Source organism: Candidatus Eremiobacteraceae bacterium (genome assembly GCA_035710745.1).
Lineage (GTDB): Bacteria > Vulcanimicrobiota > Vulcanimicrobiia > Eremiobacterales > Eremiobacteraceae > JANWLL01.
Window position 1 is genome coordinate 22,824 of record DASTCX010000038.1, and the last position, 25,560, is coordinate 48,383.

Consider the following 25,560-nt stretch of genomic DNA (forward strand, 5'->3'; position numbering starts at 1 on the left):
CGGCGACATCATGGAGGTTCGCGTTCGATGCATTTTTCATCTAGGCGTGCGCTGCCGATGTTGTCGGCAGTCGTGCTTGCACTTGGAGCGTTGGATCTTTGCGTCGCGCAGGCCGCCGCGGCGGGAGGCTATCAGCAGATCAACCTGACGTCGAACGTGCCCGGCATGGCGCACCACACGGATCCGAACCTCGTCAACGGCTGGGGCGCTGCGTTCTTCCCGGGCAGTCCCTTTTGGCTGTCGGATGAAGGCACGGGACTTTCAACTCTCTACGACTCTCACGGTGTGCCGCAGGGCCTCGTCGTCGCGATCCCGGCTGCGCCCGAGCAGCCCGCGGGAACGGCGGGCACGCCGAGCGGCATCGTCGCAAACCCGACGAATGCGTTCGTCGTTTCTGAAAACGGCGCGTCAGGTCCGGGCATCTTTCTCTTCGACACGCTCGATGGCACGATCAGCGGCTGGAATCCGGGCGTCGATCTGAATCACGCGATCGTCGCGGTCGATAACTTCAGCTCGCATTCGCTCTACACGGGACTAACCATCGCCAAGACGCGGCACGGAGAGCGGCTCTACGCCGCCGATGCGGTCAACGATCGGGTCGACGTGTTCGACGGCAAATTCCAGAAGTTATACTCGTTCACCGATCCAACCGTATCGCATAAGCTGGGCGTCTATGGCGTCCACCTCGTCCAGGGCTTCATCCTCGTCACCTTCGGCAGTCAAGCGAGTAACCAAGGCGGCGTTGTCGACATCTTCGATTTCAACGGCCGGCTCATCAAGCGATTCGCGGCGAACGGACCAGGCGGGGCGCTCGAAGCGCCGTGGGGCGCCGCCGTCGCGGGGCCGCATTTCGGTCAGTTCAGCGACGCGCTCTTGATCGGCAATGAGGATGACGGACACATAAGCGCGTTCAACGCGAAAACGGGCGTGTTCTTGGGCCAGATGCAAGACCCCACGGGCAAGACGATCGCTATGCCCGGCTTATGGAGCCTCGAAGTAGGTTCCGGCGGCGGCGCCAATGGAAATGCCGATCAGCTCTATTTCTCGGCCGGTCCAAACGGATACGGCGACGGGTTATTCGGTAGGTTCATACCAGCTCCCTAACGCGAGGTACGCACTTCGATCTCCTCGAGTCCGCCGGACTCGGCCTCGATGACATCCTGGCTCGGCGGGAAGTGGCGCTGCGCGATCATCGTCGGAACGATCGCGGTCAGGATGACGACCGTCACGAGAGCCGTGTATTGCGCCTGCGTGACGTACCCGTGCGTAAGGCCGTATAGGCTCGAGATCGTGCCGAACGTCAAACCGGTGGCCATCATGAGCGTGAGGTAGGCCGCGTCGCCGGCCTTGTAACGAAACGCGCGGGCTGCGGGGAAGACCGCGATGACTTTTGCGACGACCTTCACGGCGAAGAACGCGGCGATAGCCCATACGCCGGCGGCCGCTTGCGTCAACGATACGAACGTGCCCGCTTTGATGAAGTAGAACGGCGTCAACAAGCTCATCGTCGTACGCCGCAGACCCCGTGAGAATTCCCTATGGCTCAGCAGAAAGCCGGCGCACGAGAAGCCGAGGAAGTACGCGGGTAGGACGCCTTCGCTGTTCGCGAGCGTCGCGAGGCCGCTGAGCAGGAAGATGATCAAGAACAGGAAGCGCGCACCTGGTTCGCTGACACGGTCTCCAAGCCGCACATAGAAGTTCGGCACGAAGCGAGGCGCGAATGCGATCACGACGAAGCTCACGCCGACGAAGAGCGCGAGCCATGCGTTGAGGTTCGAAAAGAGCAGTCCGAGCGCGACGACCGTTCCGAGATCGGTGATGAAACACGCCGCCAAGATCAGTTGTCCGAAGCCGGTTCCCGCAAGTCCCGATTCCACCATGACAGCGTAGACGACCGCCACCGACGTGGTCGACATGGCGGTGCCGGCTATCTTCGCCGCGTTCAAACTCCAATGCGCTCCGAAGAACGCAAATACAAGAGCTGCGAAAAACGGAGCGGAGAACGACAGGGCGCCTATCGCGACCGCAGGCTTCCATTGAGCCTTCAGGACCTTCGGATCGATCTCGGCGCCGGCGAGAAATGTCAGCATGATGCTGCCGAAGCCCGCGATGAAGTCGATCCAGACGTTCGATCGCAACGCGATGAGATTGCCTGCGAGGATTCCAAGCAGGATTTCGATGAGCGCGGCCGCGATGGCGAAGCGGATGGAGATAAGCGAGCCGAGCAGAGCGAGGGCCATCCAGATGGCCGCGATGAGCCAGGTGTTCTGAAGTTGGCCTACGTCGACAAAAGGATGCATGTGTGATTCCTAACGGCGATTTTGCAGCAGTCAGGAGTCATCGGCTCCGGTCGGAGCGTTTTTGCATCGCTGCTCGGCGGACTCCACCGCCGGCCGAGGGTTTACAAGTTCGACAACCGCCGTCCTGCGGCTAGTGCACGATGATGACGATGCGCATCTCGTGCGAGTTGTAGTGGAATTGGCATCCGAACATATAGAACCCGGGCATACCGGTCTCGTATATCAGCGACTTCTTCCCCGGGTTGATCGGTCCGGTCGCAAAGCCGGACGAACCGATCGCGGTTCCCGCAGCCGACTGGGTCGTCGAGCCGTTGAATGAGCCAGGCCAAGGGGCCGAGTTCGACGTCGCGTCGCCGAGGAATGCCGCCGAGTGCTGTATCGTATCCAGGTTCTGGAACTGTACCGACTCTCCGGCCGTCAAAAGAACGGTCTGCGTCTACGTACCCGTGCCGACCACGTTTGCGTGCCCTGGCACACCGCGCAGGACCGGGGGACTAATGGAAAGATGACCCCGGTCATATGAAAAACGTCCGAGGCCGAATAGGTTGCCTTCGGCATCGCGAACGATGTGTCTCGACTCCGGATTTCAGAAGCCGACGGAGGGACTTGAACCCCCGACCAGCGGTTTACAAAACCGCCGCTCTACCAACTGAGCTACGTCGGCGCATTCGCTGAGTGCCTTATTTGGTGCGGGTTTGGCGAAATCCGCCCCTCTCCTATCGATGCGAAACGTCGGTTCGCGGTCACGGTTAGGTCACAGACAAATTCCACCTGGGCTGATCTTGCTAGGGTATGCCGCTTCACGAGACGCCGCCAAGTGCTCGCTGGATCGCCAGCGCGGCGGTATCTTCCGCAGACGGAATATGATGGGCGTAGACGTTCAGGGTTGTCGTTGTATTGCTATGACCGAGGTTAGCCGAAACCGTTGTGACCGGCATGACCTGAGGCGGGGTTTCAGGCAGCTGGTTCCTGTGATGGGTTGATCAATAGGGTATCCGCGAACTCCTTGGGTGTACGACCTCTGAGCGAACTATTCGGCCGGACTTCGTTGTAATCGGTCAGCAATTCCGCCGCTGCGTTGCGAGCCTGATCGAGCGTCAAGAACGAATGAATGTTGAGGAACTCGTCTCGGGCTTTTCCGTTAAGTGATTCGACGTGCGCGTTCCGGATCGGCTTACCGGGATCGATGAAGTGCAGCTCGATTCGTTGTTCGGCTCCCCAGGAGAGCATCGTGTGGCTGGTGAGCTCTGCGCCGTTGTCAAAACGCAGCGTTCGCGGCAAGCCACGCACGAAGCCGATCCGTTCGAGCACCGCGATGACCCGACGGCTATCAAAGCCGCGCTCCACCTCGGTTGCCAAGCATTCTCTGGTGTAGTCGTCGACGATCACGAGTACGCGTAGTCGCCGTCCACTCGCCAGCGTATCGTGCATGTAATCGAGCGACCAACGCTCGTTGGGCGCGTGGACCGGAGCGATGGCGTTGCCGCGCACGTAGCGCACCTTGCGTTTCTTACGCGGCCGTACTTGCAGCCCAAGACCCCGATAAATGCGGCGGAAGCGATACTCGCCGACGCCGTCGTACTCGCGTCGCAGCACGATCAAGAGGCGCCGCCAACCCCAGCGCGGCCGCTGGGTCGCAAGCTCTTGCAGGCGACTCGCGATCGGCTCATCCGCCCTCGGCTTGCGACGGTAGTACAGGTTGCTGCGCGCGTAGCCCGCGAGCGTGCACGCGCGCAGCGCCGAGATCCCCCGGGTCTGCAAGGCTCTCACCGCGTCTTGCCGCTGCGAGAGCCCCAACCGTTTTTTTGGATCAACTCCCGCATCGCCTCGACTTCGAGCGTCAGCCGAGCGATGACGCGGTCTTTGCGATGGGCTTCGTCTTCGAGCTGTTTGAGACGCACGAGATCGCTCGTCTCGAGGCCGGCGTATTTGGCGCGCCACGCCCCAATCGTGTTCGGATGGACGCCGTGCTTGCGGCCCAGCTCGGTCGCGGTCGCGCCGGCGTCGAGTTCCTTAAGGATCGAGACGATCTGCGATTCGGTGAAGCGGCTCTTCTTCACGTGAGTCTCCTTGGCGGGCCTTACGCCCGAGAACTCACAGCTTCCGCCTGTCCGAAATCACCGCCTCAGGTCACAAGGAACTGGCATAACACCCACTCGTCATAAGAGTAAGGAGTAGCAGCGGTACACGAGTTCTCATTGCTTTTGATCTCAACGGCAATTTAGAAGGGCCCGCTGACCCGAGATGTTCTCGATGTCCACGGTCGCGTCCGCTTTTAGAACGTGATCGTGCCCGACCAGTGATCGGTGTATGTGCCGTTACTACTGTTGCACGTAAAGGCGACGGTTCCGCTGCCCGTCGCGTTCACGAACTTTCCGGTTCCGCTTATCACGGTGAACATCACCTTTTGTCCAAACCGGGGCGCGCAAGGTGTACCGGTTTGGAATCCCCTGAGGCTTAGGCCCATCGTGATTGAATTCTGCGGATGGAATTTACTCGTCAGGATTGTCTGGCCGCTCCAATTGCACCCCGAATGGACATCACCACGAAGAGAACCGCTTTCCGTGCTCTTGCGAATGAATGACCCAAAGCCGACTCCGGTGTATCTGAAAGAGCCATCTCCGTCGGGCGGATTGCAGACTCTTAGGCTCTGGCTACCCGAATAAGTCGCGCTAAAGGCTCCGCCGCGCTGTTGTACGGAAAGCGTGACGGTTTGCAAATGAGTCGGAACACTCGGGACCGCGGCGCATCCCACAAGCACTAACAATGCTACCGCCGAAATCAAACGTCTCATATCGCCCTCCAAATTCAGAACGTAATCGTGCCCGACCATTGGTCGGTATAGGTACCGTTGCTCTTACAGGTGAACTTCACGGTCCCACTACCAGTCGCGTTCGCGAATCTTCCTGTGCCGCTAACAATAGTGAACTTCACGGTGTGACCGAAGTCTGGATGGCAGGGCGTATTATCCTGGCCAGTGCCGGACCCCATGAGGAACAGGCTCACCTTCACTGAGTTCCGCGGATGTAGCGAGTTCCTAAGCGTAGTGGTCCCGCTCAATGAGCAGGCTCCATGTACGTTTCCGACCGCCGAACCGTTTTCGGTACTGGCATGGATGAACGCGCCAGAGCCCGAGCCATTGAATCCGAAGCTGCCGAATCCGTCAGGCGGAGCGCATGCTCTCAGCGTGAACGTGCCTGAGTAGCTCGCGCTAAAGGCTCCGCCACTCGCCTTGATCGCGGCACCGTGCGGTTGCGCATGAATCGGAATATTCGGCATGGCGGAGCACCCCACAAGAGCCAATATTGCGATTGCAAAAATCGAGCGCATCATTCCGTCCTCACGTTTCTTGAAAAAGTCGAGTTCGGGGAAAGGCAATCAGCCTGGACCGAGCCGTTGACTACCTTGGCTGGACGCGGTTTCAGAAGTTTAACGATCCACTCCAACTGTCGGTGTACGTCCCATCGGCCTTGCAACTAAAGGTAATATGGCCCCCGCCGCTCGCGCGCTTAAATCTTCCAGTCCCTCCGCCAACGGTGTAAAAAAGGCCACTGCCACGGAGGTCGCATATTTGAGTTGTTCCGGTCAAATAAACTAGAATGCTGTTGCCCGGATAAAGTATACTCGTCAGAGTTGCCTTGCCTCTCAGATTGCAGTTGAATCCCGTCGCCCACTGAACTGAGCCGACCTCCGTGCTGCGGCGAAGGAACGAAGCCGATCCCTTCCCGGTGAAGCTGATTTTCTGGTTCTCGAAGCAGAATTCTCCGTTGGTCTCGGTGCCCGCATACGTTGCGCTAAAGGCCCCGCCGTTATTGCGTGACGCGGATCCCACTGGTTGCAAATGAGTCGGAACACTGGGAACCGCGGCGCATCCCGCAAGCAGCAATACGGCAACAGCGGAAATCAGACGTATCATTTTCGCCCTCGCTCGTTCACGACAATACCGAACTCGGGCGCAAGGTTGCTTGTCGCAATCAAAACCTTTCGCCGGTTTTTTGGGCGTTCTGCGAGCGTTCGATGCTGCCTCTTCCACTCCGCGAGACTCGAACAATGGGAGCCTGAAGGCCCAGGTCCATCTGTGCGGTCCTAGCCCTGCGCCCGATCGCGCCGACCAGTCGCTCGCCAAAAACATCACGCGATAAGAACCGCCGGGGGTCCCAAAACTTCGCGCTCGTCGAAAACCCCCGGTCCCCTTACCGAGGTCACGCCGAGGTCACGTCCGTTGCCTGACATCCGATGTTGTCGGCTGACATGACGACGCGATCACGCTAAAAAGAAAACACCCCGCCACTTAAAGTAACGGGGTGTCAGCGTCTTGACGAATTACAAAACCGCCGCTCTACCAACTGAGCTACGTCGGCGCAGACCTTGGAACATATTGGACGAAGGCGCTCGGCTCCCCGCTGACAGCGCGACCAAGCGACTGTCGGTCGTCTGAGATCGTGTTAGAACGGGCAACTCTTTAGCGCTATGATCAAGACGCATTGGCGACGGACTGTCGCCGCTATCGGGCTTTCAGCTACATTGATCCTCTCCGCGGTCGCCGCGACGCATTCGCGAAACGACGCCTACCAAATGCCGGCAGCACCTGAGTCGCCGATGCCGACCTTCACCGTCATGCCGACAGGCAGCGCAAAACCATCGCCGCGTCCGAGCGCTAGCCCGCGCAAGTCGCCGACGCCTTCGCCCACGCCGACTTTTTAGAGCCAGACCGCGGCGGTAAGAAGCCGAGCTTCGCTCGGCCTACTACATCATGTTGAGTGAAATGCAACGCCCCCGGCGATGGCCGAGGGCGTTTTGCGTTGATTGCGCGAGCGGCCGGTTATTTGACGATGATCACCGTACGCATGCCGTTCGAGTTATAGTGGAACGCGCAGCCGACCATGTAGAAGCCGGGCATACCGGTATTGTAGATGACGGACTTCGTGCCCGGATTGAGAGCGCCGGTGCTGAAGTTTACCGTTCCGATCGCGGTGCCGGCCGGCGACTTCGTCGAGCTGCCGTTGAAAAGCTGCGGCCATGGCGCCATGTTCCGCGTTGCGTCGCCCAAGAAGCTCAGCGTGTGAGGCCGGACCGTGTCGACGTTGAAGAAATGGACCGACGTCGCGGCGGGAAGCGAGATGACTTCAGACGTCGTCGAGGTCTTGCCCTTGAAGTAGCCGAGCACGACGCCGTACCTCGGGCTCGTAAACGGCGCTTCGCCGGTCAAACGGATGCCGACCGCTATTGCCGACGTCGAAATGTCGACGCCGTCTTCGTTAAATCCGACGTTCATGACATTCTGCGATGGCGCCGGAACGATCGGCGACGACGCCGAGGAACCGTGTGCGCTGCATCCGGCCAATAGCAGCGCCGCGAGGACGAACGAACCGACCGCGTACTTCATTCCAAACGCCTTTCTTGAAGCGATAGCACCACACGACTCTACCGTCGGCTGCTGAAAATTCAATTAATCGAAAATTCGCGCCTGTGATGAGTCCCCGGACGAAGGTCCCGGGCCCGGCGCGAAATCACTGCGTCCGTCGGCTATTCTAGCAGTTTGAGCTGCCTCGACGCATCGTCGACAGGCGCAGGCGTGATGTCGAGCAGATCCATCATCTGACGCGCGTTCGTCACCGCCTGCCCGTTCCGATGGTTATTGAAGAACACGTACGTCTCGTCCGTCTGCTCGATGATCTCGCCGATGCGCGGCAGCCACTCGACGAGTTCGTCGGTGGAATACGTGTAGTCGTAACGCTCGGCCGCGCTGCGCTCTTGCTTCCACCATTTCGCCGCGTTGCGTCCGTGGAATCGTACGTAGCCGATCGTCGACGTCGTCTGCGCGTCCGGTTTGACGAGCGACTCGAAACGCGGCTCATCGACGTTGCACCACCCGATATCGAGCGCGCTCAAGATGCGCAAGACCGAATCTTTCTGCCAGTCGCGATGGCGGAACTCCGCGACGAGGCGCAGATCGGACCAGTCCTTGCGGAGCAGTTCGAGCCGGCCGAGCGCCTCACGCGTCGGGCGGAACGAATTCGGAAACTGTGCCAGCACCGCGCCGAGCTTGCCGGCGCGGATCAGCGGTTCGAGGCATGCCCGGAACGAGAGCAGTTCGGACTCCTCGGGCGATGCATCAGCCGGCACGTGCGTGACGCTGCCCGGCGCCTTTACCGTGAAACGAAAATCCGCCGGCGTCCGATGCGCCATCGATTCGAACATCGACGGCTTCGGGATCGCGTAGTAGGTGCTGTCGATCTCGACCGCGGAGAATCGCTCCGCATAGTAGTCGAGCATCGACGCCGGACGGATGCCGAACGGATAGAACGGTCCGACCCAGTCGCGGTATGAGAAACCACACGTGCCGACACGGAGCATGTAAGCTGGATTGGGCGCGGAGATGGCGACGGCCCTGTGGGTTGGCCGCGGCGGTCGAGCTAAAGCTCGACCGCTACGGGTCTAAAGATGTCGATGACGCGATGTCAGATCTCGAGCTGCCAGGGATTCCAGAACGGGGTCACGGCCGTCGCCGGATAGTAGTTCTTGAGGTCGAGGTTGACGACGTCTTGCTGTTGCGCGAACGAGAGCATGATGATCGGGACGTCGTTCGCGAGTATCTCTTGTATGCGCCCGAAATCGGCGCGCCGCTCGTTCCGGTCGTACGTCGAGAGCTCGGCTCGCTCGAGCGCATCGAGCGATGGGTTGCAGTAGCGGTAGACGTTCCAGCCGGCCGGCGGCCGCATGTCGCACATGAACTGCGTCGAGTCGTCCGGGTCGACGCCATTCACCCAGCCTTCGATGACCGCGTCGAACTTGCCGGTCGCTTCGATCCCGCCGAATGAGGATGAAGAGTCGAGCACGTTTTCGCTGAAGTTGCGGATGACGACGTCGACGCCGACGGCGCGCCAATCCGACTGGACGATGCGCTCGGTCGTCGCCGACCCCGCGATGCCGTCGCTGACGAGCACGATGCGAAGCGGGTGCCCGCCTTTCGATCGGATTCCATCCGGACCGACCTTCCAGCCGGCTGCGTCAAGCGTCGCGCGCGCCTTTGCGGGGTCGAACTCGTAATGTTTGACGCCCTCATCGCGAGCCCACGAAGACGGCGCTTGATCCGTATCGGCGGACACGTTGACGCCGTTCGCGTCTTCGCTCACGATGGCGGCGCGATCGGTCGCGTACGCGAGCGCTTGGCGGACCTGGCGGTCGGAGACGACGGGCGACGCCGTATTGAAACCGATGTCGAGGAAGTAGTTGAACTGATACAAGTAGATCGTCGTCCCCGGAATACCGTGGAGCTGCGGCTCTTGGTGACCGAACGCCCCATAGTAGAAGTCGATCTTGTGCGCTTTGAGATCGGCGAGGATCTTGTCACCGTCCGGCTGCCATTCGAAATCGACTTCCTTGAGCTGCGGCAAGCCGCGCCAGTACGAGCGGTTGGCGACGAGCTTCACGTGCGAACCGTCGACAGAATCGACCCGGAACGGACCGGTGCCGATCGGCGCGCGGTTGAACGGCGTATGGTCGATCGACTTGTACTTCGACAAGATGTGAGCGGGGAGTACCGCATACGCGGTGCTCGACATCGCGAAGAAGGTCGAGATGAACGGCGCGTACGGCCGGCGCAGATGGACGACGACCGTATACGGATCGGGTGTGTCGATCGACGTGATGAGATCGTAGCCCTGCCGCACCGGAATGGCATTGTTGGGGTTCATGATCACGTGCCACGTGAACACGACGTCGCGTGCGTCGAACGCTTTGCCGTCCTGCCAAAGGACGCCGTGGCGCAGGTGATACACGATCGTCCGGCCGTCGCCGCTGATGCCGCCGTTGGCGAGCGTCGGCACCTCGGTGGCGAGCTCGGGGATCATCTGGCCGTCATCGCTCCAGTTGAAGAGATGCCCGGCCCAGAACATCGAGAGATCGGTATCGATCGATTCCTGGCCCAACAGCGGGTTGAGCGTGTCCGGCGTCGACGTCGTCTCGATTCGCAGCACGCCCGGGACCGTCCATTGGTTGACCCGGTCGCCGATCGCGGCGAGCGCATCTGCGCGATTCCCGCATCCGCCGGCGGCGAGCGAAGCGACAAGCGTGAAGAACGCCAAGACCCTGCCGATGCTGCGCGAGGTGTTCATGCCGGCTCCTCATGGTTCTCGCGCATCGTGTGCGTTTCGAGCAGTTCGATGCACGCTTCGGGCGGCAGCGGCTGGCCGAAGTGATAGCCCTGACCCTCATCGCATCCGAGCCGCAGGAGCTGCGCGAGCTGCGCGGGCGTTTCGACGCCTTCGGCGATGACGTGCATCCCGAGGCTGCGGGCTAGGGCGACGATCGCGGCCGCGATCGCTTCGTCGTAGCGGTCGGTCGTGATGTCGCGGACGAAGGTCCGATCGATCTTGAGGCTGTCGATCGGGAAGTTCTTGAGGTAGCCGAGCGAGCTGTACCCGGTGCCGAAGTCGTCGATCGAGATCCCCACGCCCATCTCGCGCAGGTTGCGCAGCGTCAACACGCTGCCGGGGATGTCGCTCATGAGGAGCGTTTCCGTCAGCTCGATCTCAAGCGCGCTCGGCGTGATTCCCGTCTCCTCGATGACGCGCTCGATGATAGATTCGAGCTGCCGCGTCTGGATCTGACGCGCCGAGATGTTCACCGTGACGCGCTGGACGTCGTAGCCTTGGTCGATCCACGACTTCTGCTGCGCACATGCGGTCCGCAGCACCCACTCGCCCAGCTGGACGATGATGCCGCTCTCTTCGGCGACCGGGATGAACTCTTCGGGCAGGACCAGACCGAGCTCGGGGTGATGCCAGCGCAGCAGCGCCTCGAACCCGAGCAGCTTGCGCGAGCGCAATCCGACGAGCGGCTGGTAGTGCAGGCGGAACTCGCCGCGCTCGAGACCACGTCGCATATCGGCTTCGAGCGCCATGCGGCGCGACGCCGACTCGACGATGTCGACCGTGAAGTACTGGATGTTGTTGCGGCCGTTGCCTTTCGCGAGGTAAAGGGCGGCGTCGGCATTCTTGATGAGCGTGTCGACGTCGTTGCCATCCTGCGGGAAGACGCTGACGCCGACGCTCGACGTGCAGAACACCTCTTCGCCTTCGAGCTCGAACGGCTTCTCGAACGCGCTGTGGACGTTCGAAGCGATGGCGAGCAAGTCGCTCGGACTCGCGACGTCACCGGCGACGATGATGAACTCGTCGCCGCCCGAGCGGGCGACGGTGTCGGTTGCGCGGACGACGCCGCGAAGCCGCTCTGCTACTTTGCGCAGCAGCTGATCGCCGTACGTGTGCCCGCGCGTGTCGTTGACGTTCTTGAAACGGTCGAGGTCGAGGAAGAGGACCGCGACGAATCCGCCATGTCGCTGCGCGTACGCCATCGAGTGTTCGAGGCGTTCGTTGAGCATCGTCCGGTTCGGCAATCCGGTGAGCGCATCGTGGTGGGCGAGATACGCGAGCCGCGCCTCCGCGAGCTTGCGCTCGGTGACGTCGACGATCGTGCCGATGATGCGCGTCGGGTTTCCGTCGGCGTCGGTCGAGAACTCGGCTTGCTCTTGGACGTGGCGCACGTCGCCCGATGCGGTGACGATACGGTGGTCGATGCGATACGGTTGGCCGCTCTGCTCGAAGACGCCGACCGCTTCACGAAGTTTCGGAGCGTCCTCGGCGTGGTCGAAGCGGCGGATGTCGTCCTCCGGCGCGGACGAGAGCGGCACGTCGAAGATGCGGTAGAGCTCCGCCGACCAGGTCGTCTTACCGCTCTTGAGGTCCTTGGCCCAATTGCCGACCCCGGCCAGCCGCTGCGCGCTGACGAGCGTCTTGTTCGCCTCGGTGATCTCTGCCATGAAATACTGCTCGACGCGACGGCTCGATCGCCGGATGCTCATGATCGTCAAGCCGAAGAAGACGGTGAGCAGCGCGATCTCGACGATCGCCGTGAGGATCCGAAGCCGGGCATCGTGCACCGATTGCGCTACTTTTGCGTCAAGGAGATTGTTGAGCGACGTGACGTCGTCGCCGAGGGTCGTGAGGAGCAGCTCGCCGGTGCGCTGGCGATCCTGAGCTGCGGCGCCGGTCGGGTTTGCGACGAGCCTCGATGCGACCGTCGTCATCCATTGGCCATGGATGCGCTTGATGTCGTTGAGGTATTGTCCGGAGCCGGGGACGTCGACCGCCCACATGTAGCGCTGAAGGCGCGCGAACTGGCGGTCGTACTGCTGGTGCGCCGTCGTGAACGACGGCAGGTACTGCGCGTCTTTCGTGCTCGTATAGCCGCGAAGCGCCGACTCTTCACGGAAGAGCGATTCGAGCACTTGCCACGTGATCTGACGGGCGACGTAGAACTGCTGCGAACGGGCGAAGGCGCTCGATATACCTAGATAATTGTAGGCCGCGACCGCGGCGGCGAGCACGATGAGCAACGCGACGACCGCGCCGCGACGGCGTGGATTAGTCGCGGACGATAGGTAATCGAGCGTGCGCTGCATCCAGGGTGCTGCTGGGGTCACGCTCGTGAGACAGGGATTTGAGCTCGCGCGTGACGACTGTCGCCGTCTCTATCGGCATCTGCCCCGAGCGTGACGCCAATCACACGAAAAGGCGCCGGTCACCCAGCGCCTTTCCCTTTTTCAGCGGTTGGTGTTTCCAACCCCTAGTACAGGTCGACTTCGCTCAGATTCTTCTCGATCTTCCGCTTGACGCGCTGGAGCGCGTTGTCGATCGACTTCACGTGGCGGTTCAGGTCGCGAGCCATCTCTTGATAGGACTTGCCTTCGAGATAGCTCAGCAGCACCTGCGACTCGAGGTCGCTCAGGTTCTCCTGGATCCGTTCCTTGATGTCTTCCGACACTTCTTGCGTGATGACGAGTTCTTCCGGATCAGACATCTTCGCGCTCGCCATGACGTCGAGGAGCGTTCGTTCGCTGTCCTCGTCGTAGATCGGCTTGTTGAGCGAGATGTACTGGTTGAGCGGGATGTGCTTCTGCCGGGTCGCCGTCTTGATGGCGGTGATGATCTGGCGCGTGATGCACAGCTCCGCGAAGGCGCGGAACGACGAGAGTTTATCGGCCCGGAAGTCACGGACGGCCTTGTAAAGGCCGATCATGCCTTCCTGGATGATGTCCTCGCGATCTGCACCGATGAGGAAGTAGCTCTTCGCTTTGATGCGGACGAAGTTCTTATATTTGTTGAGCAGGAACTCCATGGCGAGGTTGTCGCCACATTTCGCTGCATTTACGAGTTCTTCGTCGGCTCGCTCGCTGTAGTCCAGGGTTTCTTCTGTCGGGTGAAGTGCCCCCAAGTATCTCTTACCCCCTGATATTTGCTCGGCTTTCGTCGCCGAAGCAGCCCTCGTACGATTATAGGGTTCGTCGCTCGGTTCGTCAAGCGACCGGCGTTTGTGCCCTTTGTCGCACCGCTTCGAAAAGCGCTATTGCGGCGGCCGAGGAGGCGTTCAATGACTTGACTTTGCCACGCAAAGGGATTTGGGCCAGCCGATCGCATTTCTCGCCGACTACGCGCGATAGGCCTTTTCCTTCTGCTCCGACCGCGATAACACAGCGTCCACGCATGTCCATTTGAGTATACGCAGCCGCGCCGGCTTCGGTCGACAGGCCGTAGACCCAGCACCCGTCGGCCTTCAGGTCTTCAATCGCACGGACCAGATTCGGGACACTGGCGACCCGCATGTGTGATGCTGCGCCTGCGGCCGCCCGGCGAGCAGCAGGGGTGACGCCGGCTGCCCGGCGGTCGGGAATGACCACGGCGGTCGCTCCCGCCCCTTCGGCGTTTCGCAGGACGGCACCGAGATTTTGGGGATCTTCGATGTGGTCGAGGACGACGACGAGCGCGTCCGGGGTCGATTTGACCTTCGCTCTGACTTCATCCCAACGCGCATAGACATAGCGTTTCACGACGGCAGCGACGTGTTGGTGCCGCTCGGTTCCGAAGCGCCGAAATGCTTCTTCGCCTTCTATCTGCACCGCAACGCCCGCCAACTTCGCGGACCGCACGATGGCTTGCACCGCCGGATCGCCGGTGCGCGCTTTGCCGATGATGACTTTATCGATGCGTTCGCCGGCCGCAAGTGCCTCGGCGACTGCGTGGACGCCGGCTATCGCTTCTCCCAAAGAGCCGTTGGAGCGGTCGACCTTTATGGTCGACCGCGGCGCGTTACGTCGACCCATCCAACGACCACTCGGTGCCCGCCTTGCCGTCCTTGATCGACACGCCCGCTTTCGTCAGCTCCGCTCTCAGCTCGTCCGACTTCTTGAAGTCTTTCGCGGCTCTCGCTTGATCGCGTAGCGCGATGACGGCGTCGATCAACTCAGCATCCGTCACCGACGAGGCGCCATCGCTGACAATGGCCGTGAGCAGCTCGCGTGCTTCCCCCGATAACCCCTTATCGGCGCGCGACCTCATGACGGCCGGAAGGCCGAGTGCACGAAGGCACCGCTCGGCCAGAGCCGCCGCCGCGGCCGGCGACCCTTCGCCGCGCATCGCGGCCGCGCGTTCGTCGCGGATGCGCCTGACGAGCCAGCCGAGGGCGCCGGCCGTGTTAAGGTCATCGTCGAGGAAGGCGTCGAACTCATCTGTCGCAAGGTCGGGAAGCAGTCCAGATCCATCTCGACCGAGCGCGGTCGTCGATGCGGCGGTTCTGAGCGCATCGACGTTGTCATAGAGCCGTCGTAATCCCTCGGTCGCCGCACCGATCGCCTCTTCGGTGAAGTTCGTCGGCTTGCGATACCCGGTCTGCAAGAACAAGAAGCGGATCGCAGCCGGTTCGTATTTCTCGAGCATGTCGGTGAGCGGCGTGAAGTTGCCGAGCGACTTGCTCATCTTCTGCCCGTCGACCATCATAAGACCGGCATGCATCCAGTAGCGGGCCATCGGATGTTTTCCCGTGACCGATTCGGTCTGCGCGACCTCGTTCTCGTGGTGCGGGAAGATGAGATCGGTCGCGCCGCCGTGGATGTCGAACTGATCGCCGAGATAACGGCGCGCCATCACCGAGCACTCGATATGCCAGCCCGGCCGGCCCGGACCCCATTGGCTTGGCCACGACGGCTCGCCCGGCTTTGCTTTTTTCCAGAGGGCGAAGTCCATCGGGTCGCGCTTATCCTCGCGTTTGGCGACGCGCGCGCCCGCTCGCAGCTCTTCGAGGTCGCGGTTGCTCAACTCGGAATAGCGCGGGAAGGATTGGACCGAGAAATAGACGCCGTCACCCGTCTCGTATGCGTCGTCGCGCGCGACGAGCGCCGCGATGATATCGACGATGTCCGCCATCTCGCGCGTCGCGTACGGCTCGACGTCCGGCGGCTCGATCCCGAGGATCTCGGCGCACTTCTTATACTCGCCGTAGTAGCGATCGACGATCTGTTGCCACGGCACGTTCTCGGCCGCCGCGCGCTCGATGATCTTGTCCTCTATGTCCGTGACGTTCTGGACATACGTCACCTTGTAGCCGCGATTGCGCAGATGGCGGCGCAGCACGTCGAACGTGAGGAAGGTACGTGCGTGGCCGAGATGCGGGTGGAAGCTCGGCGTCATGCCGCAGACGTAGATACCGGCCGAGCCGCTCGTGCGCGGCTCGAAAGGTTCGACGCTCCTCGTCAGGCTGTTATAGAGCCGAAGTGCCATGCTGCCCTTCGGTGGTACGGATCCGCGCCTCGAGCGCATCGATCCGCGCGGTGAGCGCCGCGATGTCTTCGACCTCCGGATCCGGCATGTCGACTTGCGGTATGATCGGTTCCGCGACTCGTTTTCCGTCTTGCATGACGACGCGGCCGGGCACGCCGACGACGGTCGAATCCGAAGCGACCGATTTCACGACGACCGCGCCTGCGGCGATCTTCGAGCGCGCGCCGATGACGATCGCGCCGATGATCTTCGCCCCCGCACCGCAGACGACTCCGTCTTCAAGCGTCGGATGACGCTTGCCGCGCTGCAAGCTCGTGCCGCCGAGCGTCACGCCTTGGTAGAGCGTGCAATCGCGTCCGATCTCAGCGGTTTCGCCGATGACGACGCCCATGCCGTGATCGATGAAGAGACCCGACGCGATCTCGGCGCCCGGATGGATCTCGATGCCGGTGAAAAACCGCGTCCACTGCGACATGACGCGAGGCAGTACGGGAACGCCTAAACGGTAGAGCGGATGCGTCAAGCGGTGCCAGAAGATCGCGTGGAAACCGGAATAGCACAGGAGCACTTCCAGCCAGTTGCGCGCGGCCGGGTCGCGTTCGAAACAAGCGCGCCAGTCGCGGCGGATGCACTGGAAGAACGATTCGTGACGCATGGAAGTCCTGCTCTAAGGTGACGGGTGAAACGCGTGATGGGCGGCTGGAGCCGCGATCAACAACAGCAGCAGGACGAGCAGACGCAGCAGCAACCGGGGCAGAACATCCGAAGGAGGCGCGTCACCATTGTCATCACGCACGCTAGTTTGGTGCGAGGTTCACGAATCCTGCGACAGCGCGGAGGTGATGCGCGACGCGACGCGTGCGGGGCCGAGCAGCGGCAAGAGCAACGGCAGCTCGATGCCATGTTCCATCCCCGTCACCGCAAGTCGTATGGGCTGGAAAAGCGCCTTGCCTTTGACGCCGTGACGACGGCCCAATTCGTTGAGCCTTTCTCTTGACGTCGCATTCTCGAACCCGTCGGCGTTCGAACGGCGCGCGACCTCGGCAAGTTCGGCCACGAGCGATCGCGCCGATCCTTCCTTGAGCACGTCGCGCGCCGCATCGCCGAGCGTGACGTCGTCGCGCAGCAGTTCCTCGACCGCGGGTGCGACGTCGCTGAGGATCTCGACGTGATCGCCGATCGCGGCCGCGAGCCGTTTTCGCCACCTCGCGTCGCCAAGCTCGGGCGCTTGCACGACGCGCGGATCGCGAGCGGCCCACTCGATGAAGAGGGCCGCCCGTTCCTCGAGCGGCAGCGCGCGCACGTAGTGCGCGTTGAACCAGCGCAGTTTCGCGTGATCGAAGACGGCCGGGCTTTTGCTCACGCGCTCGATCGAAAATGCGCGCGCGAGCTCGTCAAGCGTGAAGAACTCGCGATCGTCTCCTGGCGACCAACCGAGGAGCGCCAGATAGTTGACGAGCGCCGGCGCCACGAAACCCTGTTCCCGGTACTCGCTCAGAGCGGTCGCGCCGTGCCGCTTCGACAGTTTCTGATGGTCGGGCGCGAGGATCATCGAGACGTGCGCGAAGAGCGGCAGCGGAAGTCCGAGTGCCTCGTAGAGGCTCACCTGCCGCGGCGTGTTCGGCAGATGTTCGTCGCCTCGGATCACGTGCGTGATCGCCATCTCGCTGTCGTCGATGACCGCGGCGAAGTTGTAGGCGGCATTGCCGTCGGACTTGACGATGACGAAATCGCCGATCGAGCCGGCGGGGAAGTGGACCGAGCCGCGCACGAGATCTTCGACGTAGACGTCGCGCTCGGGCATCTGGAAGCGGATCGCCGGTTTACGGCCTTCGCTTTCGAACGCGCTGCGCTGCGCGTGCGTCAGCTCGCGGCAGCGGCCGGAATACTTCGGCGCGAGGCCGCGCGCCTCGGCGGCCGCACGGTCTGCCTCGAGTTCTTCCGGGGTGCAGTAGCACGGATACGCGGCTTCGATTTCCAGCAGGCGTGCCGCAGCGAGACCGTAGCGATCGCGCCGCTCGGTCTGGCGATACGGCCCGTACGGCCCGCCGCGATCGACGCCCTCATCCCAATCGAGGCCGAGCCAGCGCAGATCGTCTTCGATGACCCGCTCCGACTCGATCGACGAGCGGGTGAGATCGGTGTCTTCCGATCGCAGCACGAGCGTGCCGCTGCGTCCACGCGCGAACAGATAGTTGAAGAGCGCCGTGCGTGCGCCGCCGACGTGGAGCGAGCCCGTCGGAGCAGGGGCGAAGCGGACGCGGACGAGGGCGCTCACCGCTTGTCTTCGAGGAGCGCGATGGCGTACGCCTCGATCCCGTCGCCGCTGCCTGTGAAGCCGAGTCCTTCGGTGCGCTTCGCTTTGACGCTGACGCGCCCGACCTCGATGCCGATCGCAGCAGCGAGCTCGTCGCGCATGCGCGCGACGTACGGGGCGAGCGACGGCCGCTCGGCGACGATCGTGCAGTCGACGTTGCCGACAGCGAAGCCGGCGTCCGAGACGAACCCAACCGCCTGGTGCAGCAGCTCGACACTGCGCGCGCCCGCGAACTTCGCATCTCCGCTCGGGAAGTGCGTGCCGCAGTCGCCGAGCGCCGCGGCCCCGAGGATCGCGTCGATGACCGCGTGCGCAACGACGTCCGCGTCCGAGAAGCCCTCGAGCCCGCGGCCGAACGATATCTCTACGCCCGCGAGGATGAGCGGACGATCCGCGACGAGCGGGTGCGCGTCGTAGCCGAGTCCAGCTCTCATGCCGTCGACGCCGCCCGGCGCCGTACGATCTGCTCCGCGACGATGAGGTCATCGGGCGTCGTGATCTTCAGATTGTCGTACGAGCCTTCGACGACGCTCACTTGCCCGGTACCGGCCCATTCGACGAGCATCGCATCGTCGGTGGCGACGAACCCTTCTGCTTCCGCCGCTGCGTACGCGCGGACGAGCGCGTCGACCGAAAATGCCTGCGGTGTCTGCGCCGCCCAAAGCGTCTCGCGTGGAAGACTGCGCGTGACGACGCCACCCTCGCTCACTTGTTTGATCGTGTCCTTCACCTGGACCGCCACGACGCTCGCGCCGCTCAACCGAGCCGCTGCGAGCGATCGCTCGACCATGTCTTCCGTCACGAACGGGCGCGCGCCGTCGTGGATGACGACGTAGTCGGCATCGGGCATCGATGCGCGCAAGCCCGCGAGTACGGAATCTTGACGCCGATCGCCGCCGGTGACGACGGCGCGGAGCTTCGACGCGCACGTCGCCCGCGCGAGCCGCTCGCACTCCTCGCGCTCGTCCGGCTCGCACACGACGACGACATCGTCGACGCAGCCGCAGTGCGCGATGACGTCGAGACACCACGAGACGACAGGTTTGCCGCAGAGATCGAGGAGCTGCTTGCGCACGCCGAGCCGCGAGCCGCGCCCGGCTGCCGCGACGATGGCGGTCACGTGGTTCAACGCTTCAGTTTCGCGAAGATCATCCGGCCGGCGGCGGTCTGCAGCACCGACGTCACTTCTATGCCGACCTGCTCGCCCTTCCGCTCGCGCCCGTTCTCGACGACGACCATCGTGCCGTCATCGAGGAACCCGACGCCCTGGTTCTGCTCCTTGCCTTCCTTGATGATGCTAACGGCCATCTCTTCGCCGGGCAGGGCGACGGCCTTCACGGCGTTGCTCAGCTCGTTGATGTTGAGGACGCCGACGCCTTGGAGCTTCGCGACGCGGTTGAGGTTGTAGTCGTTCGTCAAGATCTTGCCGCCGCGACGGCGCGCGAGCGTGACGAGTTTCGCGTCGACGTCATGATCTTCGGTCTGCTGATCGACGACGAGGAACTCGCGGCTGGCCGCCCGCAGGCGCTCGAGCACTTCCAGACCGCGTTTGCCTCGCGCTCGCCGGATGGGATCCGCCGAATCGGCCAGCATCTGCAGCTCGCCGAGGACGAAGCGCGGCACGACGAGCGGACCATCGACGAAGCCGCTGCCGACGATGTCGACGATGCGGCCGTCGATGATGACCGAAGTGTCGAGCAATTTCTCTTGGACGGTCGACGACCGCCTCGCGCGCTGGCGTCCGATACGAAATCCGAGAAACGCGAAGAATGCGACGATCGGCAGCCAGAGCGCGTAGAACGGCTCCGGGCCGTAGCGTTCGAACATGTGGAGGTCCTGATACGCCCCGCGCACCGAGAACATGATGATAAGACCGATGAGCAGCCCGATCGCGCCCGACAGCGCCTCGGACGCCGACATGCCGCCGAGGCTGAGCTCGACGACCGATGCCGCGCGGTCGAGGATGCGGCCGATCTGCGGACTGACGAAGAACGCGATGAGCGCGAGCGCGAGCGCGCCGCCCCATTCGATGATGTCGTCCTCGCTCGGCGTGAGGTGCGCGACGAAGCGCGCTACCATCCAACCGATAAGTCCGGCGAGGACGGCGATAGTGGCTCGCGCAAGGCCGCTCAAGCGATCGGCACTCCCTTCGAAGTTCGTTCCGACGGTTCGTCGATCTGCGGGACCAGGAACTCCGCGCAGACGTCGTTGGCGAGCAGGCGACCCGTGGCGGTCAGCCTCGCTCCATGCCCATCTGCTTCGAGAAGGCCCCTTGCTGAGCATTTTTTTATCGCGGCCGCGAACGCGACGGATATATCTATTCCGAAGCGCTTGAGGAAGTCCGCATCGCCGATGCCGTCCGCCGTTCGCAGCGCGAGCATCGCCGCCTCGCCTATCCTGCGCCCTCGTTCGAGGCGTTCGAACACGGCGCGCGGCGACGAGCCCTTCTCGATGGCCGCGCAATACGCGTCGAAATCGCGCTCGTTGCGGTAGCGCTCGCCGTTATCGTATCCCGCCGCAGACATACCATACGCGATGCAGTCCCGCTGACGCCAGTAGCCGACGTTGTGTTCGCAGCGATGTCCGGGGCGTGCGAAGTTCGACAGCTCGTAATGTTCGAATCCGGCGGACGAGAGGCGCGCATCGGCCTCGGTCAGCATATCGGCGACCGCGTCGTCATCGGGAAACGCCGCCGGCTCCCTCGCATGCCACGCGGCGTACGGCGTCGACGCTTCGATCGTCAGTCCGTAGACGGAGATGTGATCCGGCTCCAGCGCGATCGCGCGATCCAGCGACGTCGCGAACGATCCCGCCGTCTGACCCGGCGCGCCGGCGATGAGATCGATGGAGACGCTGTCGAACCCGGCACGTCGCGCCGCGCGAGCGAACGCTTCCGCTTGCGAAGCGGAGTGATCGCGGCCGAGCCGATGAAGCTCGCCGTCATCGAGCGACTGGACGCCGATCGAGACCCTCGTGACGCCGGCGTGCCGCCACTTCGGAAGGTCATCGACGTTCCGGCTCGGGTTCGCTTCGAGCGAGCACTCGATCGAGCCCGGTCGTATTCCGAAACGCTCGAAGAGCTGATCGAGCAGCCGCTCGAGACGATTCGCCTCGAGCGCGCTCGGCGTTCCACCGCCGAAGAAGATCGTCCGCACCGGTTTGTCCGGCAACGGACTTCGTTCGATCTCGGACGCGAGCGCAGACGTGTAGCGTTCGACGCGCTGTTGGACGTGACGCACGACCGCGAAATCGCAATACGGGCAGATGCGATCGCAAAACGGCAGGTGGACGTAGCAGCCGGCCGTGTCGTCGGAGACGGCGGCGTATCTGTCGGAGCTCATATCCGGCTCACACGATGAAGACAGTGCCGACGACTCCGGGCCCGGCGTGCGTGCCGACTGTCGGCCCGATCGTGCTGATGTAAAGCGATCCAAGGTCAGCCGCGGCCGAGATCCGGCCAGCGACGCTTTGAGCGAGGTCCGGCGCCATGCTGTGGATCACGGCGACGCGAGCGCCGTGCGTCCCCGAGAGACGCGCGGTCGCGATGTCGACGATCTGATCGACCGCTTTTTGGAACGTCCGGACCTTTGCATGTTCTTTGAGCGTGCCGTCGACCATCGTCAAGATCGGCACGATCTTGAGGACGTTGCCGACGAGTCCGCTCAGCTGCCCGATCCGGCCGCCCCGCGCCAAGTACGTCAGCGACGGGATCGTCGCGAAGAGCTGCACCTTCGGCACGTCGGCGCGCAACGCGGACCCTATGGCGTCGGCGTCTTCCCCGGCCGCGGCTCGACGCGCAGCGTCGAGTGCGAGAATGCCGATTCCGGCGCTCACAGACCGAGAATCGAGGACGTCGACCTTGCCGTCGCCGATCTCGTTCGCGGCGATCGCCGCGGCGTTGATCGTGCCCGACAACGTCGCAGGCAAGTGGATGGATATGATGCGGTCGGCGCCGCCGTCAAGCAGACGCCGATATGTCTGGGCGAAAAGCGCGGGCGTCGGCTGTGCAGTGATGGGCGTCGTCGGGCTCGCTTCGAGCTTGCGGTAGAAATCCGCCTCGCTGAGATCGACGCCGTCGCGAAACTCGTCGTTGCCGAAACGGATGGTGAGGGGCACGACCTCGATCCCGTGCTGACCGGCGAGCGCGCCCAGATCCGACGTCGAGTCGGTGACGATCGCGACGCGGCCGCTCATCGGGCCGCCTCCGCGTCATTCGCCGGAGCGATCGCGCGGGCGATCGTGCCGACGAGGTCTTGGCGGACGGCGCGAACCGCCGCGCGACAAGCACTGACCACCGCTTTTTTGTCGGTGCGGCCGTGGCCGACGAAACTGACGCCGCGGACGCCGAGCACCGGCGCGCCGCCGTACTCGCGATAATCCATGCGACCGCGGATCTCGCGTATCTTCGGCCGCAGAAGGAGCGCGCCGATCCGCGCCGCGAGCGACGTCGTCGCAGCCTCCTTCAACGCGCCGAAGATGTATTCTCCCGCGCCTTCGGCCAACTTGAGGGCGACGTTGCCGACGAAGCCGTCGCAGACGATGACGTCGACGGACCCGAGCAGCAGGTCGCGTCCTTCGACGTTGCCTGCGAACTCGATCGGCGCGTCGGCGAGCAGCGGCGTCGCCGCATCGATGAGCGCGTTTCCCTTGCCCTCTTCCTCGCCGATCGAAAGCAGGCCGACCTTCGGCCTGTCGACGCCAAGCACGGCGCGCGAGTACGCGCTTCCCATGATGGCGAACTGGACGAGCCACTCGGGCTTGCAATCGACGTTCGCACCTGCGTCGAGCACGAGCATCGGGCCGTTGCGCGCGGGCCAGATGGTCGCGAAGGCAGGCCGGGCGATGCCGGCAAGCGGGCGCAGCCGTATCATCGAGAACGCGAGAAACGCTCCGCTGTTGCCGGCGGAAAAGACGGCGTCCGCCTCGCCGTCGCGGACGAGCTCGAATGCCTTTGCCATCGACGTCACTGCGCCGCGGCGCACGGCGGCGACGGGCGCTTCGTCCATCGCGACGGTCTCGGGCGCATGCACGATCTCGATCTTCGCGCCACGCGCTGCCTGCTCGACGAGCGGCGCGATCTGCTTCTCGTCGCCGACGAGGATGAAGCGCGCGTCGAAAGCGGCTGCCGCCTGGAGCGTGCCGGCGACGATCTCGCGCGGTGCGTTGTCGCCGCCCATGGCGTCGATCGATATGCGGGGCGATTCAGCGCTCAATCGATATCACAAATTCGGATGACGGCTGACCGCCGTAGTACGTCTCGACCGTCATGGAGGGATACGTCTCGTGGATGACGCCGGCGATGTCCTCGGCGTCTTTGAGTTTGCGGCTGCCGCCGTAGTAGATCGTCGCAAGGCCGGCATCGCCGGCGCCTGCAGACGCGATCATCGCTACCGCGATCGATGGAGCGTCGGCCCCGGCCACGAGTTTTTCCGCGGTTCCGTTGCGCGCATCGAGCGCGCCGACGAGTTGGCTGCGCTTGACCGCGACGCCGCCCATCTCCGCATCGCGGCCGGCTTGGAAGATCGAGCCGCTCGCGACGATTTGCGACTCTCCGGCTATGTCTTCCGCCGCCGGCGTCGCGTCTTCCGGCAAGTTGACGAGCGAGAACAGTGCGGCGACGCCGTCGACGACCGTCCGCGTCGGGATGACGACGACTTTCCGGTCGGTCAGTTCGCCGACCTGGCGAGCCGCGAGGACGACGTTCTTGTCGTTCGGCAATAGATAGACGACGGGTGCGAGCACTTTGTTGACGGCGACGAGCAGGTCTTTCACAGACGGGTTCATCGTCGCGCCGCCGAGCACGGTGACGTCAGCGCCGAGCTCCTTCGATATCTTCGCGAACCCTTCGCCGGGCACGACCGCGACGATTCCGCGCGGCTTCGCTTCGCGGTCGACGACGAGGACGTTGTGCTGGTCCTCCATGTTGTCGACTTTGAGCTTTTGGACGTCGCCGAACTTTCCCGCGACGCCGGCGACCTCTTGGGGATAGTCGGTATGGATGTGGACGCGTATCGCTCCGTCGCCGCCCGCGACGATGAGCGAGTCGCCGTGCGCCGTCAAGAGCGAGCGTAGCTGATCTTCGTTCGCGCTCGGTCCGACGATGACGAACTCGGTGCAAAAACGGTTCGACTCCACTTTTTGCCGGGCCGTGAACGTCGTCTTGCGCACCGGCTTGCGCGGGAACGCGGTCGTGTACGGCGCTCGACCGGGCAGCATCCGGATGACGCCCTCCATGAAGTAAAGGAAGCCGGCGCCGCCTGCGTCGACGACCTTCGCCTCTTTGAGGACGGCGAGTTGATCGGGCGTTCGTTCGAGCGCTTCTTGCGCGGCGTCGACGAGCGCGTGGAGGACGGGAATGAACGCGCGCTCGCTCACCGCGGCTTTGAACGCGGCGGCGTGCGCTGCCGCTGCGACCGACAAGATCGTGCCTTCGACCGGTTTGAGCAACGCCTGACGCGCGGCTTGAACCGCTTCGCCGAGGGCGGACGAGAACTCGATCGTGCGGACCGACTCCTTGTGCCGCACCGCATGCGCGAAGCCGCGGAACATCTGCGAGATGATGACGCCAGAATTGCCGCGCGCACCCATGAGCGCGCCCTGGGCTGCTGCGGCGGCGACTTTCGAGAGGTCCGGAGTTCGCGCTTTGCGCGCTTCGATCATCGCGCTGCGGACCGTGAAGAACATGTTCGTGCCCGTGTCGCCGTCGGGCACCGGGAAGACGTTGAGATCGTTGATGACGGTGCGGTACTTGCGCAAGAAATACGTGCCCGCGACGACGAAATCGGAAAATCGCCGTCCGTCACACGTCGTAACTTGCTCCACGTTGATGTCCCGCCCGTTTTTAGGCCCCTTGAAGGGCTTCTCAGCTTGTGGTATCATACGGGGGTTGTCGCGTTGCGACCTGTTGTTTTCAAAGGGATCAGCTCATGGCAAAACGTTGCGACGTATGCGGAAAAGGTCCGGTCGCAGGCAATAACGTCAGCCACTCGATGCGCAAGACGCGCCGGCGTTGGTTGCCCAATCTTCAATCCGTTCGCATCCGCGAGCGCGGCACCGTGAAGACCGCGAAGGTATGCACGGGTTGCCTCAAATCGAAGCGCGTCGCCCGCGCCGTCTGACCATACCCGATCATATTCTTGGAGCGGTCGACCTTTACGGTCGACCGCCGCAGTTTTTCCTAGGAGAAGTGTAGCGGTCGAGCTTTAGTGTAGGGTCTACACAGCTACGCTACACTTTGCGAGCCTGCGCGAGCTTGTGCAGGGGTGCCTTCCCGTTGAGCGCTTTGTGCGGTCGCTGGGTGTTGTAGAAGTTCGCGAAGTTGTAGATG

General features: G+C 63.1%; 24 protein-coding genes and 1 tRNA gene. 2 read left to right on the forward strand and 23 right to left on the reverse strand.

The annotated features are described in order from the left end of the window. The first annotated feature begins 27 nt into the window (after positions 1-27). The gene (locus tag VFO25_13265) at positions 28-1,104 is read left to right on the forward strand and encodes a TIGR03118 family protein (protein HET9343873.1); all 1,077 of its coding nucleotides are present in this window, start codon (positions 28-30) and stop codon (positions 1,102-1,104) included. Here VFO25_13265 and VFO25_13270 read toward each other — a convergent pair. The 23 genes from VFO25_13270 to VFO25_13380 all read right to left on the reverse strand — a co-directional run bounded on the left by VFO25_13270 (position 1,101) and on the right by VFO25_13380 (position 25,055). Then, positions 1,101-2,300, reverse strand: a complete 1,200-nt coding sequence (locus VFO25_13270) for a cation:proton antiporter (GenBank protein HET9343874.1) — start codon at positions 2,298-2,300, stop codon at positions 1,101-1,103. The genes VFO25_13265 and VFO25_13270 overlap by 4 nt on opposite strands. A gap of 130 nt (positions 2,301-2,430) precedes the next feature. Then, the gene (locus VFO25_13275) at positions 2,431-2,721 is read right to left on the reverse strand and encodes a hypothetical protein (GenBank protein HET9343875.1); all 291 of its coding nucleotides are present in this window, start codon (positions 2,719-2,721) and stop codon (positions 2,431-2,433) included. Positions 2,722-2,891: 170 nt separating this feature from the next. Beyond that, positions 2,892-2,964: transfer RNA gene (locus VFO25_13280), tRNA-Thr, on the reverse strand. Positions 2,965-3,254: 290 nt separating this feature from the next. Continuing rightward, positions 3,255-4,070, reverse strand: coding sequence for an IS3 family transposase (locus VFO25_13285; GenBank protein HET9343876.1), 816 nt, complete (start codon positions 4,068-4,070; stop codon positions 3,255-3,257). Then, positions 4,067-4,360: a transposase gene (locus tag VFO25_13290; protein ID HET9343877.1), complete on the reverse strand. Its 294-nt coding sequence runs from the start codon at positions 4,358-4,360 to the stop codon at positions 4,067-4,069. The genes VFO25_13285 and VFO25_13290 overlap by 4 nt, the downstream gene beginning before the upstream one ends. A 215-nt stretch (positions 4,361-4,575) precedes the next feature. After that, positions 4,576-4,701 (reverse strand): hypothetical protein, encoded by a 126-nt coding sequence (locus tag VFO25_13295; protein HET9343878.1) that lies wholly within the window; start codon positions 4,699-4,701, stop codon positions 4,576-4,578. 2,167 nt (positions 4,702-6,868) lie between these two features. Continuing rightward, positions 6,869-6,991 carry a hypothetical protein gene (locus VFO25_13300; GenBank protein ID HET9343879.1) on the reverse strand — a complete coding sequence of 41 codons (123 nt, stop codon included), beginning with the start codon at positions 6,989-6,991 and terminating at the stop codon, positions 6,869-6,871. Positions 6,992-7,122: 131 nt separating this feature from the next. After that, the gene (locus tag VFO25_13305) at positions 7,123-7,686 is read right to left on the reverse strand and encodes a hypothetical protein (protein HET9343880.1); all 564 of its coding nucleotides are present in this window, start codon (positions 7,684-7,686) and stop codon (positions 7,123-7,125) included. 140 nt (positions 7,687-7,826) lie between these two features. Next, entirely contained in the window at positions 7,827-8,657 is an 831-nt protein-coding gene (locus VFO25_13310; GenBank protein HET9343881.1) for a DUF72 domain-containing protein, read from the reverse strand. A gap of 104 nt (positions 8,658-8,761) precedes the next feature. After that, positions 8,762-10,417, reverse strand: a complete 1,656-nt coding sequence (locus tag VFO25_13315) for a peptide ABC transporter substrate-binding protein (GenBank protein HET9343882.1) — start codon at positions 10,415-10,417, stop codon at positions 8,762-8,764. Further along, complete coding sequence (locus tag VFO25_13320; GenBank protein HET9343883.1) at positions 10,414-12,765, reverse strand: EAL domain-containing protein; 2,352 nt, start codon at positions 12,763-12,765, stop codon at positions 10,414-10,416. The genes VFO25_13315 and VFO25_13320 overlap by 4 nt, the downstream gene beginning before the upstream one ends. Positions 12,766-12,929: 164 nt before the next feature. Then, entirely contained in the window at positions 12,930-13,577 is a 648-nt protein-coding gene (gene sigH / locus VFO25_13325; GenBank protein HET9343884.1) for an RNA polymerase sporulation sigma factor SigH, read from the reverse strand. Between the two features lie 82 nt (positions 13,578-13,659). After that, positions 13,660-14,463, reverse strand: coding sequence for a 23S rRNA (guanosine(2251)-2'-O)-methyltransferase RlmB (gene rlmB / locus VFO25_13330; GenBank protein ID HET9343885.1), 804 nt, complete (start codon positions 14,461-14,463; stop codon positions 13,660-13,662). After that, positions 14,450-15,916 (reverse strand): cysteine--tRNA ligase, encoded by a 1,467-nt coding sequence (gene cysS, locus VFO25_13335; protein ID HET9343886.1) that lies wholly within the window; start codon positions 15,914-15,916, stop codon positions 14,450-14,452. Before cysS ends, rlmB begins: the two co-directional genes overlap by 14 nt. Continuing rightward, positions 15,897-16,571, reverse strand: a complete 675-nt coding sequence (cysE, locus tag VFO25_13340; protein ID HET9343887.1) for a serine O-acetyltransferase — start codon at positions 16,569-16,571, stop codon at positions 15,897-15,899. Before cysE ends, cysS begins: the two co-directional genes overlap by 20 nt. A 159-nt stretch (positions 16,572-16,730) precedes the next feature. Beyond that, positions 16,731-18,194 carry a glutamate--tRNA ligase gene (gene gltX / locus VFO25_13345; protein HET9343888.1) on the reverse strand — a complete coding sequence of 488 codons (1,464 nt, stop codon included), beginning with the start codon at positions 18,192-18,194 and terminating at the stop codon, positions 16,731-16,733. After that, positions 18,191-18,667: a 2-C-methyl-D-erythritol 2,4-cyclodiphosphate synthase gene (ispF, locus tag VFO25_13350; protein HET9343889.1), complete on the reverse strand. Its 477-nt coding sequence runs from the start codon at positions 18,665-18,667 to the stop codon at positions 18,191-18,193. Before ispF ends, gltX begins: the two co-directional genes overlap by 4 nt. Next, the gene (gene ispD, locus VFO25_13355; protein ID HET9343890.1) at positions 18,664-19,353 is read right to left on the reverse strand and encodes a 2-C-methyl-D-erythritol 4-phosphate cytidylyltransferase; all 690 of its coding nucleotides are present in this window, start codon (positions 19,351-19,353) and stop codon (positions 18,664-18,666) included. The genes ispF and ispD overlap by 4 nt, the downstream gene beginning before the upstream one ends. A 5-nt stretch (positions 19,354-19,358) precedes the next feature. Then, positions 19,359-20,366: a PIN domain-containing protein gene (locus VFO25_13360; protein HET9343891.1), complete on the reverse strand. Its 1,008-nt coding sequence runs from the start codon at positions 20,364-20,366 to the stop codon at positions 19,359-19,361. Further along, on the reverse strand, positions 20,363-21,574 hold the full coding sequence (hemW, locus tag VFO25_13365) for a radical SAM family heme chaperone HemW (protein ID HET9343892.1): 1,212 nt from the start codon (positions 21,572-21,574) through the stop codon (positions 20,363-20,365). Before hemW ends, VFO25_13360 begins: the two co-directional genes overlap by 4 nt. A 7-nt stretch (positions 21,575-21,581) precedes the next feature. Then, a complete protein-coding gene (locus tag VFO25_13370; protein ID HET9343893.1) occupies positions 21,582-22,427 on the reverse strand; it encodes a DegV family protein in 846 nt (281 codons plus the stop codon). After that, positions 22,424-23,446 (reverse strand): phosphate acyltransferase PlsX, encoded by a 1,023-nt coding sequence (gene plsX / locus VFO25_13375; protein HET9343894.1) that lies wholly within the window; start codon positions 23,444-23,446, stop codon positions 22,424-22,426. Before plsX ends, VFO25_13370 begins: the two co-directional genes overlap by 4 nt. Beyond that, positions 23,436-25,055, reverse strand: coding sequence for a DAK2 domain-containing protein (locus tag VFO25_13380; protein ID HET9343895.1), 1,620 nt, complete (start codon positions 25,053-25,055; stop codon positions 23,436-23,438). Before VFO25_13380 ends, plsX begins: the two co-directional genes overlap by 11 nt. 104 nt (positions 25,056-25,159) lie before the next feature. Here VFO25_13380 and rpmB point away from each other — a divergent pair, with 104 nt between their 5' ends. Beyond that, on the forward strand, positions 25,160-25,351 hold the full coding sequence (rpmB, locus tag VFO25_13385) for a 50S ribosomal protein L28 (protein ID HET9343896.1): 192 nt from the start codon (positions 25,160-25,162) through the stop codon (positions 25,349-25,351). The last annotated feature ends 209 nt before the right edge of the window (positions 25,352-25,560 follow it).

Coding starts and splice junctions, on each gene's coding strand:
- VFO25_13320 (HET9343883.1), bottom strand. CDS start 12,765: ATGCAGCGCACGCTCGATTACCTATCGTCCGCGACTAATCCACGCCGT.
- rpmB (HET9343896.1), top strand. CDS start 25,160: ATGGCAAAACGTTGCGACGTATGCGGAAAAGGTCCGGTCGCAGGCAAT.
- VFO25_13305 (HET9343880.1), bottom strand. CDS start 7,686: ATGAAGTACGCGGTCGGTTCGTTCGTCCTCGCGGCGCTGCTATTGGCC.
- ispF (HET9343889.1), bottom strand. CDS start 18,667: ATGAGAGCTGGACTCGGCTACGACGCGCACCCGCTCGTCGCGGATCGT.
- VFO25_13310 (HET9343881.1), bottom strand. CDS start 8,657: ATGCTCCGTGTCGGCACGTGTGGTTTCTCATACCGCGACTGGGTCGGA.
- VFO25_13265 (HET9343873.1), top strand. CDS start 28: ATGCATTTTTCATCTAGGCGTGCGCTGCCGATGTTGTCGGCAGTCGTG.
- VFO25_13270 (HET9343874.1), bottom strand. CDS start 2,300: ATGCATCCTTTTGTCGACGTAGGCCAACTTCAGAACACCTGGCTCATC.
- VFO25_13295 (HET9343878.1), bottom strand. CDS start 4,701: ATGTTCACCGTGATAAGCGGAACCGGAAAGTTCGTGAACGCGACGGGC.
- VFO25_13370 (HET9343893.1), bottom strand. CDS start 22,427: ATGAGCGGCCGCGTCGCGATCGTCACCGACTCGACGTCGGATCTGGGC.
- cysE (HET9343887.1), bottom strand. CDS start 16,571: ATGCGTCACGAATCGTTCTTCCAGTGCATCCGCCGCGACTGGCGCGCT.
- cysS (HET9343886.1), bottom strand. CDS start 15,916: ATGGCACTTCGGCTCTATAACAGCCTGACGAGGAGCGTCGAACCTTTC.
- hemW (HET9343892.1), bottom strand. CDS start 21,574: ATGAGCTCCGACAGATACGCCGCCGTCTCCGACGACACGGCCGGCTGC.
- rlmB (HET9343885.1), bottom strand. CDS start 14,463: ATGGGTCGACGTAACGCGCCGCGGTCGACCATAAAGGTCGACCGCTCC.
- VFO25_13315 (HET9343882.1), bottom strand. CDS start 10,417: ATGAACACCTCGCGCAGCATCGGCAGGGTCTTGGCGTTCTTCACGCTT.